At 43.0% G+C, this 17435-nt stretch carries 12 protein-coding genes and 1 pseudogene; 6 read left to right on the top strand and 7 right to left on the bottom strand.

All coding sequences use genetic code 11. The features are described 5' to 3' along the window. Positions 1-50: 50 nt before the first annotated feature. The 3 genes from MKA69_RS17765 to MKA69_RS17755 all read right to left on the bottom strand — a co-directional run bounded on the left by MKA69_RS17765 (position 51) and on the right by MKA69_RS17755 (position 2781). On the bottom strand, positions 51-434 hold the full coding sequence (locus MKA69_RS17765) for a VOC family protein (protein ID WP_055032783.1): 384 nt from the start codon (positions 432-434) through the stop codon (positions 51-53). A gap of 8 nt (positions 435-442) precedes the next feature. After that, on the bottom strand, positions 443-1366 hold the full coding sequence (locus tag MKA69_RS17760) for a LysR family transcriptional regulator (RefSeq protein ID WP_055032782.1): 924 nt from the start codon (positions 1364-1366) through the stop codon (positions 443-445). A gap of 146 nt (positions 1367-1512) precedes the next feature. Beyond that, positions 1513-2781, bottom strand: a complete 1269-nt coding sequence (locus MKA69_RS17755) for an O-acetylhomoserine aminocarboxypropyltransferase/cysteine synthase family protein (RefSeq protein WP_305848596.1) — start codon at positions 2779-2781, stop codon at positions 1513-1515. Positions 2782-3091: 310 nt separating this feature from the next. Between MKA69_RS17755 and MKA69_RS17750 the strand changes: the two genes are divergently transcribed. The 4 genes from MKA69_RS17750 (at position 3092) to MKA69_RS17735 (ending at position 9247) form a co-directional block, all read left to right on the top strand. Then, complete coding sequence (locus tag MKA69_RS17750) at positions 3092-4285, top strand: glycine C-acetyltransferase (protein ID WP_095475648.1); 1194 nt, start codon at positions 3092-3094, stop codon at positions 4283-4285. A gap of 2 nt (positions 4286-4287) precedes the next feature. After that, positions 4288-5319: an L-threonine 3-dehydrogenase gene (gene tdh, locus MKA69_RS17745; RefSeq protein WP_055044043.1), complete on the top strand. Its 1032-nt coding sequence runs from the start codon at positions 4288-4290 to the stop codon at positions 5317-5319. Positions 5320-5740: 421 nt separating this feature from the next. After that, on the top strand, positions 5741-6724 hold the full coding sequence (locus MKA69_RS17740) for an AAA family ATPase (protein WP_305848595.1): 984 nt from the start codon (positions 5741-5743) through the stop codon (positions 6722-6724). A 24-nt stretch (positions 6725-6748) separates the two neighbouring features. Then, positions 6749-9247, top strand: coding sequence for a S8 family peptidase (locus tag MKA69_RS17735; RefSeq protein ID WP_305848594.1), 2499 nt, complete (start codon positions 6749-6751; stop codon positions 9245-9247). Between the two features lie 129 nt (positions 9248-9376). On the opposite strand, the gene MKA69_RS17730 is transcribed toward MKA69_RS17735, so the two are convergent. Next, the gene (locus tag MKA69_RS17730) at positions 9377-9499 is read right to left on the bottom strand and encodes an integrase (protein WP_305848652.1); all 123 of its coding nucleotides are present in this window, start codon (positions 9497-9499) and stop codon (positions 9377-9379) included. Positions 9500-9517: 18 nt separating this feature from the next. Between MKA69_RS17730 and MKA69_RS17725 the strand changes: the two are divergent. Together MKA69_RS17725 and MKA69_RS17720 are read left to right on the top strand one after the other, a co-directional pair. Next, a pseudogene (locus tag MKA69_RS17725) lies at positions 9518-10476 on the top strand (IS3 family transposase). 291 nt (positions 10477-10767) lie between these two features. Then, positions 10768-13623: an Ig-like domain-containing protein gene (locus MKA69_RS17720; protein ID WP_305848593.1), complete on the top strand. Its 2856-nt coding sequence runs from the start codon at positions 10768-10770 to the stop codon at positions 13621-13623. A gap of 303 nt (positions 13624-13926) precedes the next feature. On the opposite strand, the gene pbpG is transcribed toward MKA69_RS17720, so the two are convergent. The 3 genes from pbpG to MKA69_RS17705 all read right to left on the bottom strand — a co-directional run bounded on the left by pbpG (position 13927) and on the right by MKA69_RS17705 (position 17420). Then, positions 13927-14880 carry a D-alanyl-D-alanine endopeptidase gene (gene pbpG / locus MKA69_RS17715; RefSeq protein ID WP_305848592.1) on the bottom strand — a complete coding sequence of 318 codons (954 nt, stop codon included), beginning with the start codon at positions 14878-14880 and terminating at the stop codon, positions 13927-13929. Between the two features lie 302 nt (positions 14881-15182). After that, positions 15183-15419, bottom strand: coding sequence for a hypothetical protein (locus tag MKA69_RS17710; RefSeq protein ID WP_055032022.1), 237 nt, complete (start codon positions 15417-15419; stop codon positions 15183-15185). A 162-nt stretch (positions 15420-15581) separates the two neighbouring features. Beyond that, the gene (locus MKA69_RS17705) at positions 15582-17420 is read right to left on the bottom strand and encodes a diguanylate cyclase (protein ID WP_305848591.1); all 1839 of its coding nucleotides are present in this window, start codon (positions 17418-17420) and stop codon (positions 15582-15584) included. Positions 17421-17435: the final 15 nt, after the last annotated feature.

Here is a 17435-nt window from a genome sequence, read left to right as displayed (position 1 = left end):
CCAGATTTTATCTGGCCTTTTTCGCGCACATGAGTACGAGGCAATCTTGTTTAAGCCTGATACAACTCAAGTGGCAACCCATCCGGATCAGCAAAAAAGGTGTAGGCTTTGCCTGTGTATTCATCAATGCGGATCGGCTCCACACTCACGCCTTGTTGCTCTAACTGAGCTTTTATTTCAGCCACATCATCCACCACAAACGCCAAATGGCGCAGCCCTTGTGCTTCAGGAAAACTTGGCCGTTCAGGTGCGTTAGGAAAAGAGAACAATTCGATTTGCGAACCATCGGGCAGAGCTAAATCCAGCTTGTAAGAGTCTCGCGCGGCGCGGTAGTTTTCTGCCACAACGCGCAAGCCTAAAATTTCCGTATAAAACGCTTTTGAGCGTGGGTAATCCGCGCAGATGATCGCAGCATGATGAATGCGTTTTAGCATATGGACTCCTAACCATTGAGCTTGGGACTGAGGTGTTCGAGCACAAAATCAATAAACACTCGCAATCGAGTAGGCATGTATTTGGTCTGCGCGTACTGCATAGCAATCGCGCCGTGATAATTACTCTTAATATTCCACTCTTGTAGCACTTGTACCACCTTGCCGGCCGCCAGCGCATCTTGCACCACAAAATCATGGAAAATGCCGATACCAAGATGATTCTTCACCCCAGTTAAACGTAACTGTGATTGGTTCACCGCATAACGGCCACTCACCGCTACGGTGTGTGTTTCGCGGTCTTTGGCAAACGTCCAGATATGATCTTTTTCGGTTTCCGCGAGGTAGAGGCAATCATGCTCGGCTAAATCGGTGGGGTGAGTCGGCGTGCCGCGCTGCGCCAAATATTCAGGGCTGGCACACAGCACCAAATTGGTTTTACACAGTTCTCGCAGCACGAGGTTTTCATCTGGCTTATCCGTCAGGCGAAAAGCGACATCAATATTGTGTTTGAATAGATCAATGTCACCATCGGCGGCGCGCAGCTTGAGCTGAATGTGCGGATATTGGGCGAGAAATGGCACCACAAACGGCTGCAATACGGAGTTTAAAAACGCCTCTGGCGCAGCAACAGTCAGTGCGCCAGCAGGCTCGGCATGTTCCGAGCTGGAGATTTCAATGGCTTGCTGCGCAGCATTGACCATCAATAAGCTTTGGTCATACACCTTTTGGCCTGCTTGGGTAATGATGAGTTTGCGTGTGGTGCGTTCAAACAGCTTGACCGACAAGGCTTGCTCAAGGCGAGTAATCAGCTTACTGAGCGCAGAAGGTGTTACGCCAAGTTTGCTGGCCGCAGCGGTAAAACTGCCTTCATTGACCACCACAATAAAAGTGGCGAGGTCGGGTAGTAGGGCAATCAATTTGGGAAGTAGCATAAGTGTCGATAAGTCGGCCAACCAGTGGCGTCACTGTCGCAGAATCATCGGCTAAATGCAATTTGGTGAAACTAAAGTGAGGGGTTGTGGGACAAGAACAGTATCCCGCCTAGATCTAGATATAGACGGGATAAGGTAAGCATCGCTTATGCGTTCAGCGCTTGTTCTAAGTCGGCCAGAATGTCATCGATGTGTTCAATGCCGACAGAAAGGCGGATCATCTCCGGTTTCACGCCCGCTTTGAATTGCTCTTTCTCACTCATTTGACGGTGAGTGGTGGACGCAGGGTGGCAAGCGAGTGATTTGGCATCCCCAATATTGACCAAGCGTTTGAAGATTTGCAGCGCATCGTAAAAACGCACGCCTGCTTCATAACCGTCTTTCAAACCAAAGGACAGAATCGCCGAAGGTTTACCGCCCATGTATTTTTGCGCTAGCGCGTAATACGGCGAGTCTTCTAATCCGGCATAGCTTACCCAACTGACTTTTGGATGCTGTTTGAGATACTGCGCAACTTTCAGCGCGTTTTCGGTGTGGCGTTCCATACGCAGTGGCAGCGTTTCCAAACCTTGTAGGATCATGAAGGCATTCATGGGCGAGAGGGCAGAGCCAGTATTGCGCAGCGGCACAGTGCGCGCGCGGCCAATAAAGGCGGCGTCGCCAAAGGCTTCGGTGTACACCACGCCGTGATAAGACGGTTCTGGTTGATTAAATACGGGGAAACGGTCTTTGTGCTGTGCCCATGGGAATTTGCCTGAATCGACAATCACGCCGCCCAATGTGGTGCCGTGTCCGCCACAATATTTGGTTAGTGAGTGGACGACGATATCTGCCCCAAAGTGAATGGGTTTGCACAATGCTGGGCTAGCGACCGTGTTATCGACCATCACGGGCACACCTTTGGCGTGGGCTAAATCCGCGAGGCGTTGTAAATCAATAATGTTACCCGCTGGGTTGCCAATGCTTTCGCAGTACACCGCTTTGGTCTTGTCATCGATAAGCTCAATCAAACTCTCGGGGCGATCGTCCTTGGCGAAGCGCACTTCAATCCCTTGGCTTGGCAGCATATGCGCAAATAGGGTGTAGGTGCCGCCATACAGTTGTGGGGTGGAAACAATATTATCGCCCGTTTGCGCCAACGTCAGAATCGCGTAGTTGATAGCGGCACTGCCTGCACTCACGACCAATGCGCCAATTCCGCCTTCGAGAGCGGCCATGCGCTTTTCCAATACGTCATTGGTTGGGTTCATGATCCGCGTATAAATGTTGCCCGGTACGGCTAAGTTGAATAGGTCTGCGCCGTGTTGTGCGTTATCAAATTCGTAAGCGACCGTTTGGTAAATCGGAGTTGCCACAGATTTAGTAGTAGGGTCGGTAGTGTAACCAAAATGGATAGCCAGTGTTTCGTCTTTCATCGTCTGTCCTTTGACTGGATTGGTAATGAACCATCTTTGAAGTTTCATGCTCATAAATCAAGCGTTCGCGATTCAACACGAGATGCATGACACAACGAATCCTCAATAAGATTGGCTAGAAAAGTGTATCTGTGCCTGAGATTCACGAATGCTTTTCCGTTACCGCAGATAATCGCTTGCGTGAGCTTGGATTACACTAAGGAAAAGGTTTTTACAGTGTAAATATACCCTTGCGACTTGAAGCATTGCCGCTAAGTATCTTAGGTATAAATCCTGTTACCCACAAAACAAAAACAAGAAGGAACACGCAATGTCTTCTGCTTTTTATCAGCAACTCCGTACTCAGCTTGAGGAAGTGAAAGCTGAAGGGCTTTATAAATCCGAACGAGTGATCACCTCGCAGCAACAAGCGGCGGTCGAAATTTCTACGGGTGAAGAAGTTCTGAACTTCTGCGCCAACAACTACCTTGGCTTAGCCAATCACCCTGCGCTGATTGAAGCGGCGAAAGAGGGGATGGACAGCCACGGTTTTGGTATGGCTTCGGTGCGTTTCATTTGTGGTACGCAAGATATCCATAAACAGCTAGAACAGAAGCTCTCTCAATTCTTAGGTAAAGAAGACACCATTCTTTACACTTCGTGCTTTGACGCCAACGCAGGTCTGTTTGAAACCCTGCTTGATAAAGAAGATGCGATCATCTCTGACGCACTAAACCACGCTTCAATCATTGATGGTGTGCGCCTGTGTAAAGCGATGCGTTTTCGCTACTCGAACAACAACATGGCCGAGCTGGAAGAGCAACTTATCGCGGCAGATGCTGCTGGTGCTCGCCACAAGCTCATCGTTACTGATGGCGTGTTCTCAATGGACGGCGTCGTCGCTAACTTGCCTGCAATCTGTGACTTGGCGGATAAATACAACGCCTTAGTGATGGTGGATGATTCTCACGCGGTCGGCTTCATGGGCGCGAATGGTCGCGGTACACACGAATACCACGATGTGATTGACCGCATCGACATCATCACCGGTACGCTGGGCAAAGCCATGGGCGGTGCATCCGGCGGTTATACCTCTGGTAAGAAAGAAGTGATTGATTGGCTGCGTCAACGTTCACGTCCATATCTGTTTTCTAACTCGGTTGCACCTTCGATTGTTGCGGCATCTTTGCGCGTGTTGGATTTGCTACAAGAGAGCGGTGATCTGCGTGAGCGCCTATGGGAAAACGCAGCGCACTTCCGTACTCGTATGGAAGCGGCGGGTTTCACCATGGGCGGCGCTGATCACGCCATCATTCCAATCATGCTAGGCGATGCCAAAGTGGCTGCAGAATTTGCGGAACGCGCACTGGCCAAAGGCATTTACGTTATTGGTTTCTCATTCCCGGTTGTACCAAAGGGACAAGCACGCATTCGTACGCAAATGTCAGCCGCACACAGCCGTGAACAACTGGATAAAGCCATCGACGCCTTCATTGAAGTCGGTCGTGATATGGGACTCATTTAATTATGAAAATCAAAGCACTTTCAAAACTGAAACCAGAGCAGGGCATCTGGATGAACGAAGTGGACATGCCGGAGCTTGGCCACAACGATCTGCTGATCAAAATTAAGAAAACCGCCATTTGTGGTACGGACGTACACATTTATAACTGGGATGAGTGGTCACAAAAAACCATTCCAGTGCCTATGGTAGTCGGCCATGAATATGTGGGTGAAGTGGTTGGCATTGGCCAAGAAGTGCGTGGTTTCCAAATTGGTGATCGCGTTTCTGGTGAAGGCCACATCACTTGTGGTCATTGCCGTAACTGCCGTGGCGGCCGCACGCACCTGTGCCGCAACACCATTGGTGTGGGCGTAAACCGCACCGGTTGTTTCTCTGAATATTTGGTGATCCCCGCCTTTAACGCATTCAAGATCCCGGATGGTATTTCAGATGATCTGGCGTCTATCTTCGACCCGTTTGGTAACGCAGTGCATACCGCGCTTTCTTTCGACTTAGTGGGTGAAGATGTGCTGATCACCGGTGCTGGCCCAATCGGCATTATGGCCGCTGCGGTTGCAAAACACGTAGGTGCACGCCATGTGGTGATCACCGATGTGAACGAATACCGCCTCGATTTAGCTCGTAAAATGGGCGTGACTCGCGCTGTGAACGTTGCTGAGCAAAATCTAGAAGAGGTGATGAAAGAGCTTGGCATGACCGAAGGTTTTGATGTGGGCCTAGAGATGTCTGGCGTACCAAGTGCGTTTAGCGCCATGCTAAAAACCATGAACCACGGTGGCCGTATCGCTCTGTTAGGTATTCCACCATCATCGATGGCGATTGATTGGAACCAAGTGATCTTCAAAGGTCTGGTGATCAAAGGTATCTACGGCCGCGAAATGTTTGAAACTTGGTATAAGATGGCGAGCCTCATTCAATCGGGTCTCGATATCAGCCCAATTATCACTCACCACTTCAAAGTGGATGACTTCCAAAAAGGCTTCGACATCATGCGCAGCGGGGCTTCCGGCAAAGTTATCCTTGATTGGGAATAATTAAATCTTGAATCTGAAGCGCTCCGGTTGGGGCGCTTTTTGTTTGTGGCTAGAAAACATGAAATGGAAGAAATAGCCCAATTTAGCCCCAAAGAGAAAACCTCTCTTTTACGAAAGTCCTAAAAACGCCCCAAGAAACTGTTTTATTCATTTAGTTACTTTTGCCCCATTAAATGTGTTACGCCGTTAAACACGAAATCAGATAATCGGCTCATTTAGACATAGAAAAAGTAATGCTTGTCAAAGGATATGGCTTGAGCCCATTTAAGCAATATGAATCTAGGTAAATTAATTGGCCGCTAATTAACCGATTAGTGACAGCTATCTTGAAAGACACCGTAATGAATAGATGTTTTTAAGGTACTATGTCAAACTATAACGGTTAAGTGTTATATCAATTTTATTTTAAAGAAGACGTTTTATGGCCAGTTCAGAGCAATTAAAAGCATTGTTGCAGTCGCATCTAGAAAAGGATGACGACCGATTTATGTCTATTGCTTTGCAAGTCGCAGCACATGAAGCTCGCAGTGGTCATGGAAAACTTGCGCAGGAGCTGCGAGATCTTGTTACAGTAGCTAAAAAGAAGTCTTCTGCAGATAAAAATGCCCCAATTTCAATTGCAAAAGGAGTTCAGGATGCTAGTGGACTTCTTTTTGCGTCTCAGCCTAAAAACAGGCTTGTTGACTTGATTGCAAAAGACGATTTGAAAGTTCGGCTAGAGCGATTGGTCAGAGAGCAAAAATTCATGACGAAATTAAAAACTCATGGATTGTCTCCTCGTAGAAAAGTGCTATTGGTTGGTCCCCCAGGAACAGGTAAGACGTTTACTGCATCAATCTTGGCTGGAGAATTGGATTATCCTCTGTTTCAAGTAAGGCTTGATGCGTTGATAACTAAGTTTATGGGCGAATCATCAGCTAAGTTAAGGCAAGTTTTTGATGCAATTAGCAATGTTCGAGGTGTATATTTTTTTGATGAGTTCGACGCTCTAGGTTCACAGCGGAACTCTCAGAATGATGTGGGTGAAGCTCGCAGAATATTAAATAGCTTTCTTCAAATGATCGAACAGGATGAGTCTAATAGTTTAATCGTGTGCGCTACCAATCATATTGAAATATTGGATAATGCGTTATTTAGACGATTTGATGATGTTATCCGGTACGAATTGCCAGAAGATGACGAAATCATAACTTTGTTTAAAAACCGACTTAAGCCATATGTATCAAAGAGCTTTCCATGGAAAAAATTGCCCGAGATAGCTAAAGAATTGAGTAGTGCAGAGATCACTCGAGCTGCTGATGAATCAATCAAAGATATGCTGATTAATGGAACGGAGCGAATCACGTTGGCCACTGTTAAAGATGCTATCTTAGATCGAAATAACATGAGAAAAGACCTGTTTTAAATTTTGTATTAATGGATAGGAATAATGGAAGGAAAAAAACATTTATTTGTAGGAAAAAACGGGAAAGCACAGAAATATACCTATCCAAAACAAGTCATAATATCGCCTACCATACCAAAGAGAGACCGAGCTGCTCACGGTTCTAATCTTTCATCTCAGTTAACATTAGCGAAAGTTGCCGAAGAAGCTATTAGTGAAGAAATTGGTAATATTGAGTTAGATAGTCCTGTGGGAGTTCAACTCTCATTTGAAAGTTTCCCTGGTATTGAAATCACATTTGAAAAATTAGCTGATGTTCGAAACGGAATAGAGCTACTGAGCGTAGTTCAAAAGGAAGACATCTATGTGGCAAACGTGTTGGTACCGCTGGGGAAATTTGGAGTTTTAGAGAAAAAAATTTCAGAATACTTAAATTCAAGTCAAGACAATAAATCAGGTCCTAAGCACGCGGTTCTTTTGAACGCAATTTCCACTATTCGTAATACTGTTATAGAAAACCTTTGGACGGATAATCCAGATCTATTTCCTACTTCCAATCAGGAAATTGATTGGTTTGAAATATGGTTACCTGTGGGCGATGATCGGGTTGCCGTAATTAATGATTTTAAAAAGCTTTGTGGTATTCATGAAATAACTGTATCAGATAGTACACTTGAATTTCCGGAAAGGACGGTATTACTCGTTAGGGCATCTTTAAATCAGCTAGCAAGTTCAGCTGCACTTCTAAGTAAGATCTCTGAAATACGCAAATCAAAAACAACAGCTGAATTTTTTGATTCTCTGGATATAGAAGATCAGCGTCAATGGGTTGAGGAACTAGTTGAAAGAGTTGAATACAATTTTGATGATGACAACGTCCCATATATTTCTATATTAGATACTGGTGTAAATGTTGGTCATCCTCTTTTATCTGCCGTTGCTAATCCCAATGATATGTTTGTTGTTGATCCTACTTGGAATAATGCTGATTCTAATGGTCACGGAACTTCAATGGCGGGGCTTTCTATTTGGGGGGATTTGACATCTGCTCTTGAAACGTCTGACCGAATAAATATCAATCACAAATTAGAATCTATTAAGCTTTTACGTTATCCCGGCGACAACAGAGATAAACATCTTGGGCAAGTGACTGCGTCTGGTATTTCGTTATCTGAGATCGAAAATTTTGATAGAAAACGAATTTATACGCTTGCTTTATCAGCAAAAGATTCAAAAGATCGAGGTAAACCATCAGCATGGTCCTCAGAATTAGATGCTCTGGCAGTTGACTATAGCGGAGAGAATTTATATCCACGGTTTTTTGTTGTTTGTGCTGGCAATACTGAAGAAAATTTAATCCAATTAAAAGAATATCCTCAATACAATGAGTTACAAGATATTCATGACCCTGGTCAGTCATGGAATGTTTTGACTGTTGGTGCATTCACTAATAAAACACAGATAACAGATGATGGTGGGGAAAATTATACTCCGCTTGCTCCCAATGGTGGGTTGAGCCCATATAGTACTACCTCTGTGACCTGGATGAACTCAATGCCTATTAAACCAGAGGTTGTTTTTGAAGGTGGAAATATGGGAGTTGATGATTATTCAGCGGCTTCTATGTTAAGTCTGCAGCTTTTGACTACTCATCATGACTTCCGTACACGACTGTTTTCAACATTTAATGCAACTAGTGCAGCAACCGCGTTAGCTGCAAAATTTGCCGCTGAGATAAGTGCATCATATCCTAATCTATGGCCAGAAACGGTAAGAGCATTAATTGTTCATTCAGCGAACTGGACTAAAAGCATGCTCAGTCAATTCTCATATCTAAGGAAAACAGCGCGGCAACAAGCTCATCATTTAGTCAGATGTGTTGGTTATGGTGTTCCCAATCTCAGCAAAGCGTTGTGGAGTGCAAATAACTCGTTAGTAATGATTGTCGAGGATGAGCTACAACCGTTTGAAAGAATTAAAGGGAAAGAACCATCGACTAAAGATATGCATGTTCATGATATCCCTTGGCCGAAAGAACAGCTTTTGGAATTAGGTGATGTTCCAGTAAAAATGACTATCACTCTGTCTTACTTTATTGAACCTAATCCTTCTAGCCGTAACATATCAAGTAAATATCGTTATCCAAGTCATCAACTGCGTTTCGATGTAAAACGTCCTACAGAGTCCAAATCTGAATTTTTGAAACGGTTAAGTCGAGCCGCTAGAGCTGAAGAAGAAGGTTCGTCAACTCCTCCACCAGATCCTAACTGGCTATTAGGTGATTTTCGTAATAAAGGGTCTATTCATAAAGACGTTTGGGAAGGCACTGCGGCTGATTTAGCTGAACGAGGTTTGTTAGCTGTTTATCCTGCAATGGGTTGGTGGCGAACCCGTAAAAAGTTGGAGCGATATAATAAAAAAGCTCGTTATTCATTGATTGTGTCGATTGAAACACCATCAACCGATGTAGATTTATATACTCCGGTGGAAACTGAAATCAGGAATAGGGTTGTTGTTGAAAATGTAGTAACTGTAGAAAATTAGTTAACGCCAAATATGGTCAATAAAATACTGACCATTATTTTCGCCGTTTCCAATACAACTTCTAACCTGAAATTAGTGTAATTAAGCCATGTTTCTAGCTCATTTATGTCCAAAAGTGAGCTACGAATTTTATTTTACCTTTTGTAGCTCTTTCCACACCCTATCAGATTCTTTCTTATTGGACTCTTTCAGCCACTTTCCGTAAACCTTAGCCACCATCGTGATATCTGAGTGTGTAGTGGTACGGTGAATTTGGTCACTTAATTAGAGGTGATATCATCATCTCATAAGTTAATAGGTGACATTTTGACAAAACGTACAAGACGGCTATTTAGTGCCGAATTCAAACTGGAAGCGGCACAATTAGTGCTCGATCAAAACTACTCAGTGACTGAAGCGGCTCAAGCCATGAATGTAGGTAAATCTACGATGGATAAGTGGGTTCGCCAATTAAAACTAGAGCGCCAAGGCAAAGCACCTAAAGCGTCACCAATGACGCCTGAGCAAATTGAAATTCGTGAATTAAAAAAGAAGCTCGCTCGTCTTGAAGAGCATAATGAAATATTAAAAAAAGCCACGGCTCTCTTGATGTCGGACTCACTGAACAATTCTTGATGATCAAGAAACTCAAGCAGAGCCACAGCATAAAAACATTATGCGAAGTCTTCAATGTTCATCGAAGCAGTTATAACTATTGGCTGAAACGGCCAACAGAAATAAAGGCGGAAACCGTAAAACTTCGCAGTTTGATTAGCGAAGCTTATGCGGCAAGCAATGGTTCTGCGGGAGCAAGAACCATTGCCGATATCGTAACAAACCAAGGCGTGAGTCTGAGTCGTTACAGAGCTGCAAAGCTGATGAAAACGCTGGGATTAGTAAGTTGCCAAGTCCCAACACATCGTTACCGTAAAGCCTCACAAGAGCATATTGAAGTCCCGAATCACTTAGATCGTCAGTTACTGTGGCGTTTTCAAATAAAACAAAGTTTATCTCGCCGAGGAAATTGCTGGGATAATGCGCCTATGGAGCGCTTCTTTAGAAGCTTGAAAACGGAATGGGTTCCAACGGTAGGTTATCGTAGCTTTGCAGAGGCTCAACAAGAGATCATCCGCTACATTATTGGATATTATAGCCAGCTCAGGCCCCATCAGTATAACGGTGGCTTGACACTCAATGAGTCAGAACGATTGTATTGGGAAAACTCTAAAACCGTGGCCAATTTTAGTTGACCACTACAGTGATAGCAGCGGGGCTTCCGGCAAAGATATCCTTGATTGGCTGTAACTAAACATCTCTCCACACATCGCTCCGTAAGGGGCATTTTGTTTTTGGATAAACGCGGTTTAGATCTTGCCCAAAAACTGCCGGATTCGGCCTAGTTGAATCTGGGGAACCGAAGTGTATGACCTTATTGTTTGAAAACTTTAGATATCTTTCTTCCAAAAAAAACCATCAATTTCTCATGGATTAGAAATGCCTTGATAGCATCTTGTTGAACATTATCAAAGTAAGGAAGTTCCATGATATTAAAACGAAAGTGCGCTGTCGGCCATGCAGTGCTTTGCTCTGGTTTATTACTCAATCCTATTTCACTCGCTCTGGCTGCGGAGTTTAGCACTGGTGCTGTTGCTCAATCAGAAAGTGAATACTGGAGCACTTATAAACTAGACATTAAAAACACTGGCTCAGAAAGCGCAAACATGCGTGATACTGTGATTGAATTTGTACTACCAGTGGCGATTAACGACATCGGCTGGACGTCAAATCACCTTTCATACCCATCATGGAAGATCACTCATACCGCACAAGCTAACGGTGTATTGAACTCTGTGACACTCAATTTTCCTGTCGGCTCTTGGGTAGACAGTGAGTTGGCTTCCGGTGAATCGGCGGCGTTGACCATTTCTTTCGGTGGAGAACTGAAGGACATTAATGCGTTTGAAGATTCAGTGATTGTTAAAGTGGATGGTGACGTTGTTCCGCCACCAGAGTTTTCACTGGATATTTTGGCTCCAGCACAAAATGCAGTCGTCTCCACGGGAACTCATGTTGAGATCATTACTGCTCTTGAAGGTAAGGGTGCAAGCAAACTTGAGTTCTGGGTTAATAACACTAAGTTGGCAGAGCAACCTGTTGTAGAAGGAACAACCGAGTATCAACAAGCTTGGCTTCCTGAAGAAATTGGGGCTACCTCTATTGCCGTGTTGGCGTTTAATGAGAGTGGCGACAAGCTCACTGAGCAATCGGTTCAAGTGACGGTTGAATCAACATCTGTCGCGCCAAACCCGCCAGTGATTGAGTTTATTTCACCTGAAGCAGGTTCTTCCCATCAAAAAGGCAGCACGATTACCATTTCAGCGAATGTGACTGATGTGGATAATGATTTGGCGACGGTTAAATTCTTTGCCAATGAGGCAGAAATATGCCGTCTTGATGCGAAAAAGACCCAAGATTTGTCGTGTGATTGGACGGCACAAACCGCTGGCACAGCAACGCTCAGTGTAGAAGCACAAGATGAAGAGCAACATGTGTCGCGTAAGAGCTTAACCATTACCGTGACAGACACAAGCACCAGCTGTGGTAACGTAGCTCAATACGAAGATGGCGTACCTTACAAAGTTGGCGATGAGGTCACTAACATCGGTAACATTTACGCATGTACGGTAGCCGGTTGGTGTGGAAACCCAGTTTGGACTCCAGGTACGGGGCATCCGAATTATCCAGATGCATGGAAAGATGCTTGGGATCAAGTTGGGCAATGTGATCCTAACCCCGTTCCCGTTGTGAATGTTCTATCGCCACAAGATGGACAAAAGATTGCCCCCAAACAGGCGTTTGATGTGATTGTTGATGCGACTGATGATACCGAAGTCGCTCGCGTTGACGTTCAATTGAATGGCAAGGTGGTGGCGACATCAAGCACACCTTCAGAGGGCGATACTTATACCATTACCGTTCCCGCTCAGGTTGAAGGTCAATATTCGCTAACGGTCGTCGCTTATGATGATCAAGGTGCGAGCGCCGAAGCTGCACCCATTTCTCTCGCAATAACAGATAAAGATCTGGTTGTTGCACTTTCATCTCCGGTGGATGGTTCAAATTACGTCGAAGGTCGTGCGATTTCGATCAAAGCCGATGCGAAGAGCTACGAAGGCACTATCGCTTCAGTCAGTTTTATCGTTAATGGCAATGAACTGTTTAAAGACACGGAAGCCCCATACGAATATGAATGGTTAGGTGCACAAAAGGGTGCTTACGCTATCACCGCAAAAGCAGTCAATACAGCAAGCCAAGAGCAAACTTCCGCAACCTCTAACATTACGGTTAAGGAAAGTACGGGTGGTGGCTTAGTCAATAATCCAGACCGTTCAATCAGTTACTTAACCTCTTGGGGCTTGAATGATTACGAAGCCTTATTCAACTCAGAAGGTGATGGCTATTTATTGTCATTTGGTAAGTGGGATGCAAGCGGTAACATTACGATCTCTGATGGCATGCTCACCCCACCGACTTACAACCCAGATTGGATGCCAACTCAATACTTAGCATGGTCGACGCTTAAACATGACAACGCAAACGTGACGATGATGGTGGCGTTTGGCGGTCAAACTTACGAAAGCATTTGGTCGGCGATCGGTACATCACAAAGCCGTGAAGCTGTCGCGGCGGGATTGGTTGATCTGGTTCATACCCCGTTCCCTGTCTACAAGAAGAACCTAAAACCTGAAGAGATGGAAGGTGAGTGTCTTGCATCAAAAGCTGATGGCAGCTGTGATTACAGTAAGTATCAGCTAGCGGGTTACGTAAATATTGACGGCTTAGACTTCGACTTTGAGAAAGCCGCTCGAATTACGGAGAAAGAGAACCAAGACTTAACCGCATTGATCAAACTGATCCGCGAAAAAGTTGGGAATACCAAAGTCCTGTCTCTTACCACGTATCACGTAGGTGCTGACCCAGTTGAATGTATGAATGCCAACGTATTTGAAAATTGTTCGTATATTGAAGAATCTGGCCGCTCATCACACCACGGTGAGGTGATTGATTTGTTGAAAGCAACCAAGAACGACTTCGACTTCTTCAATGTGATGACCTACGATGCAGGCCGAAATTTCCTCTATGACGTGGCGATGGCGAACTATGCCCAATATATTGGCGACAAGTCGAAGATTGTGTTAGGCAATACGATCAACAGCCAATGGGCACCGGGTGGAAACTTTGTTGAAACACGCCAAAACAACATAGATCGTGCGAAATGGCAGAAAGATAACGGTTACGGTGGTTTCTTTATGTGGACGCTAGGCTCAAATAACCAAGGTTTGAGTATGGCTGAACAAGTTGACTACTTTAACGACATGATCGGTGTCAGCAAGTAGAGCTCATCTCATCTTGTGAGCATGTGACTGACGGAAGGCGCTACTGCCTTCCGTTATTTTTTGGTTTCTTTCACGTTTTTTAGAATCATAAAACCACAGAGTCGTCTTTATGGGGCATTAGCTATCCAACACAGCTGTGGTGAAAGAAGTCGATGCCTGAGAAAATATGAACCTTATTGAGCTTGGCAAAGTGGAACGAGCCATCGTGCTCATTTTCCCCAAAGCCGTTCGCTTGTTCTAATCCGAGCGTATTTGATACGCTCGGATTGTTATGGCAATTTGGCTCAGGGTTGGATTTTACCGCTAACCTTTATAATCACTGATTTTCGCAATCTGCTCTTGGCTGCGTTGCTTTTTGTATTGTTTAGCATCGGCGGGGATCGGGGTGACTTTTCCGGTTTCTAACCAAGTCCGTAAACGGGTGGCATCACCGACAGGGGAAAGTTTTCCTTTGGTGTCTAACACAACAAAAGCCACTTGGCGTTTGCCCATTTGTGTGCGCATCACCAGACAGTGTCCTGCGGCGTTGGTAAACCCAGTTTTGGTCAGGTCAATTCTCCAATTGTCGTTGTGCACCAATCGGTTAGTGTTGCGAAAATCCAGTGTGTATCTCGGCTTGGCAAAGGTGACGGTTTTCTTGTCTGTAGAGCTTAGTTGACCCAGCATAGGGTATTTTTTACTGGCTTTAAGTAATAGAACAAGGTCACGGGCGCTAGAGACATTTTGTTCTGATAGCCCTGTGGGCTCTACAAAACGAGTATTTTTCATTCCTAATGCTTTGGCTTTAGCATTCATCGCCTTGATGAAGGCTTTATAACCTCCGGGATAATGATGGGCAAGGCTGGCTGCGGCTCGGTTTTCTGATGACATTAAAGCCAGTAATAACATCTCTTTACGGCTGATTTCACTACCGATACGCACTCGGGAATGAACCCCCTTCATTTCTTTGGCTTCTTTGATGGTGATGGGGAGCTTGGCGTCCATGGGGAGTTTGGCGTCTAACGTGACCATCGCAGTCATCAATTTGGTGACAGAAGCGATAGGCTTAACGGCATCTGGGTTACTCGAATAGATCACTTCATTGGTTTTAAGATCAATCACCAGTGCGCTGTTTGCGGCGAGTTCTTGCTTTTTTACGGTTTTCTTTACCGTCGTTTTTGGGGTAGCAGTGGCCGAATCGGCGGAATGCGTTGGTGTAGCAAGCATTAAACTGCTGCATACCAAAAAAACACTACCAAGGAGAGAGAGCATCTTCATGTTGATTTCACTGAGTGGTTGATTAAGTCAAAGGTTCGGTATGTAACAGGGTTGCTGATAAGTATAAGAGGCCAATGTGCAGACAAATAGGAGGCAAATTGAAAATATATTTATGCTCAAATACTGGAAATTCCCTGATCGCAGTATACGATTTCGAGCGCTGAGCTTATGTGAAATACAGGCGTTAGAAAAGATGTCCATCTGATGCAAGTCGCACTTAATGATAAAGTTTCATCATTTAAGTGCGACTTAATGGGCAAAGCCGCTTTTACTCATCATGAGTGTGATGATTTGTTCGCGACTTAATGAGCCAGCGATGTGCTAAGTTCCTCAAATTGAGAGATGTCCCAATCACTTAAACTATCGGTGACTTTACCAACCAAAGGGAGTAATCGCCATGCTTCACGTTCATGAAACGGGTGGTTTGTGATCACTGCATAACCTGCAATACAACAGCGGCCGCCTTTAGAGCGAATAAAATCGGCAATCGTATTCACGGCTTCATCACTGTATGACTCGATCTTATAAAGATTATCCATGTTGTTATCCTCCATTTGGGGAACATGGAATTTATTGCATATTTGATGCCATGATGGCACGCCAAGCCCGCACTAGATGAGTGTTAAGAATGTTTGCAAAAAGTGATGCAAGTTGTAGTAACTGAATTTAACAGGCTGGATTGACTTTAAAGCTTGTATTTATTACGTCACTTTATTACGCCCGTTATTTTTCGAATCGTATAGTTTGCAGTCTGCAGCATGTGCCCATTCATCGATATTTTTAAAATTAGTAGAATATTGAGCTATGCCGGCACTAAATGTTAAATTTATAAATTTATCTTCAAATGTAAAAACATGTTTTTCAACAATTTCCCTACAACGATCTATTATATGTTTAGCAAGTGAAATATTTGTTGATTTCAAAAGAACAATAAATTCTTCACCTCCGACCCTTGCAAAAATATCAATATCTCTAAACTGGGCATTCAATAATTCAGAAAATTGTTTTAATATCGAGTCTCCTGCTAAATGGCCATATTTGTCATTTATTTTTTTGAAGTGATCAATATCAATCATTGCTAGGCAGTTATTATTTATTGAATGTGATGAAAAGTTAAAACTTTTAAATATTTTTTCTGCATTTTTGAAAAAACTATTTCTATTAGGTAATCCAGTAAGAAAATCATGTTCGGCATTAAATCTAAGAGAATTCTCTATAATATTTCGTTCATCTTCTAGTATTCTTGCATGTATTAAAGTTCCTAACGTAGTCGCTAAAGGTTTTAAATAATCAATAATATATTGATTAAATCCATTCTTTCTGTTTGCAATAGCTATCATTCCTGATATCTTATTGTTGCTATGTATAGGGATTCCTAAAAAAGATCTAATTATTGGATGTCCAAATGGGGTGCCTCTACTTGCTGGATGTGATTTAGGGTCATTTGTACAAACGATAACATCTGCTTTTATCACACAACCAAATAAGTTGTCTAAATTACTGAATAATAATCCATTGTTGATTTTTTTTTGACTATCGTACCAATTTATCATTTCATCATTCCAGCTAAGATTAGTTATCGTTGGTACGTACAACCGTATGTCTTCATTGTCCTTTTGAATTATGCCTATAAAACCGAATTCACACTCTGTCAATCTTAGAATAGGCTCTAGTATTTCATCGCAAGCATAAGTTAGATCTTTTTTTAATAGGAAACTATGTTGTGCATTAACTATTATATTTGATAATTCATTTTGAATTTTTAAAGATTTTTCGTTTTCAACACTTTTAGTTATGTCATAAGCATACTTTGTTATTTTATATAATTGACCATCACTGCTGTAAATAGGGTTGTATGCAGCTTGGATCCAAAATATCTTGCCATTATTCCCTATTCTCTCAAATTTATCACTAATAAAACATCCACTTTTTAACTTACTCCAAAATAGGTTGTATTCAGGTGAATTAGAAAACTCTTTAAGGCAAAGCATACTGTGATGTTTTCCTATTAGTTGTGATTTATTATAACCGGATAAATCACAATAATTTTTATTTACTGATGAAATTATACCATCTAAATTAAATTCAATTACACACTGAGATTTGCATATGGCATCAATTCTTGATTTGTTATAAATTGCATCATTTATTGTTTTTGTTACATTTTGAATTAAACTTACAACTCCTATTAAGTCATTGTTTTTATCTTTTATTTTAGTATAAGAAGAGCTTATCCATATTTCATTTCCAAGTTTGTTAACAGTTCTATATTCTACGTTGTTTATTTTCCCATTTATTATTTCATCCCAAGTATTGTGGATGATTTTGCTGCCGTTAATTTTAAAAAATTTAGAATGATATTGGTCTATCATTTCATTTTTTGAGTATCCAAAAATTTGAGTGGCATTTTCATTTAAATTTAAAATTTTTCCATGGATATCAAATTCAATGATACCAAAAAAATTATATAGTGCTTCAATTATAGCCTTTTCACTATAGCATTTATGTGAATGGATGTGACTTTTACTAAGACTATTCATTTAATCCCCCCAAAA

It is taken from the genome of Vibrio sp. AH4 (assembly GCF_030710545.1).
In the GTDB taxonomy this organism is placed as follows: domain Bacteria; phylum Pseudomonadota; class Gammaproteobacteria; order Enterobacterales; family Vibrionaceae; genus Vibrio; species Vibrio metoecus.
Note: the sequence above shows the minus strand (reverse complement) of the source record. Positions and strands in the feature narration are given on the sequence as shown.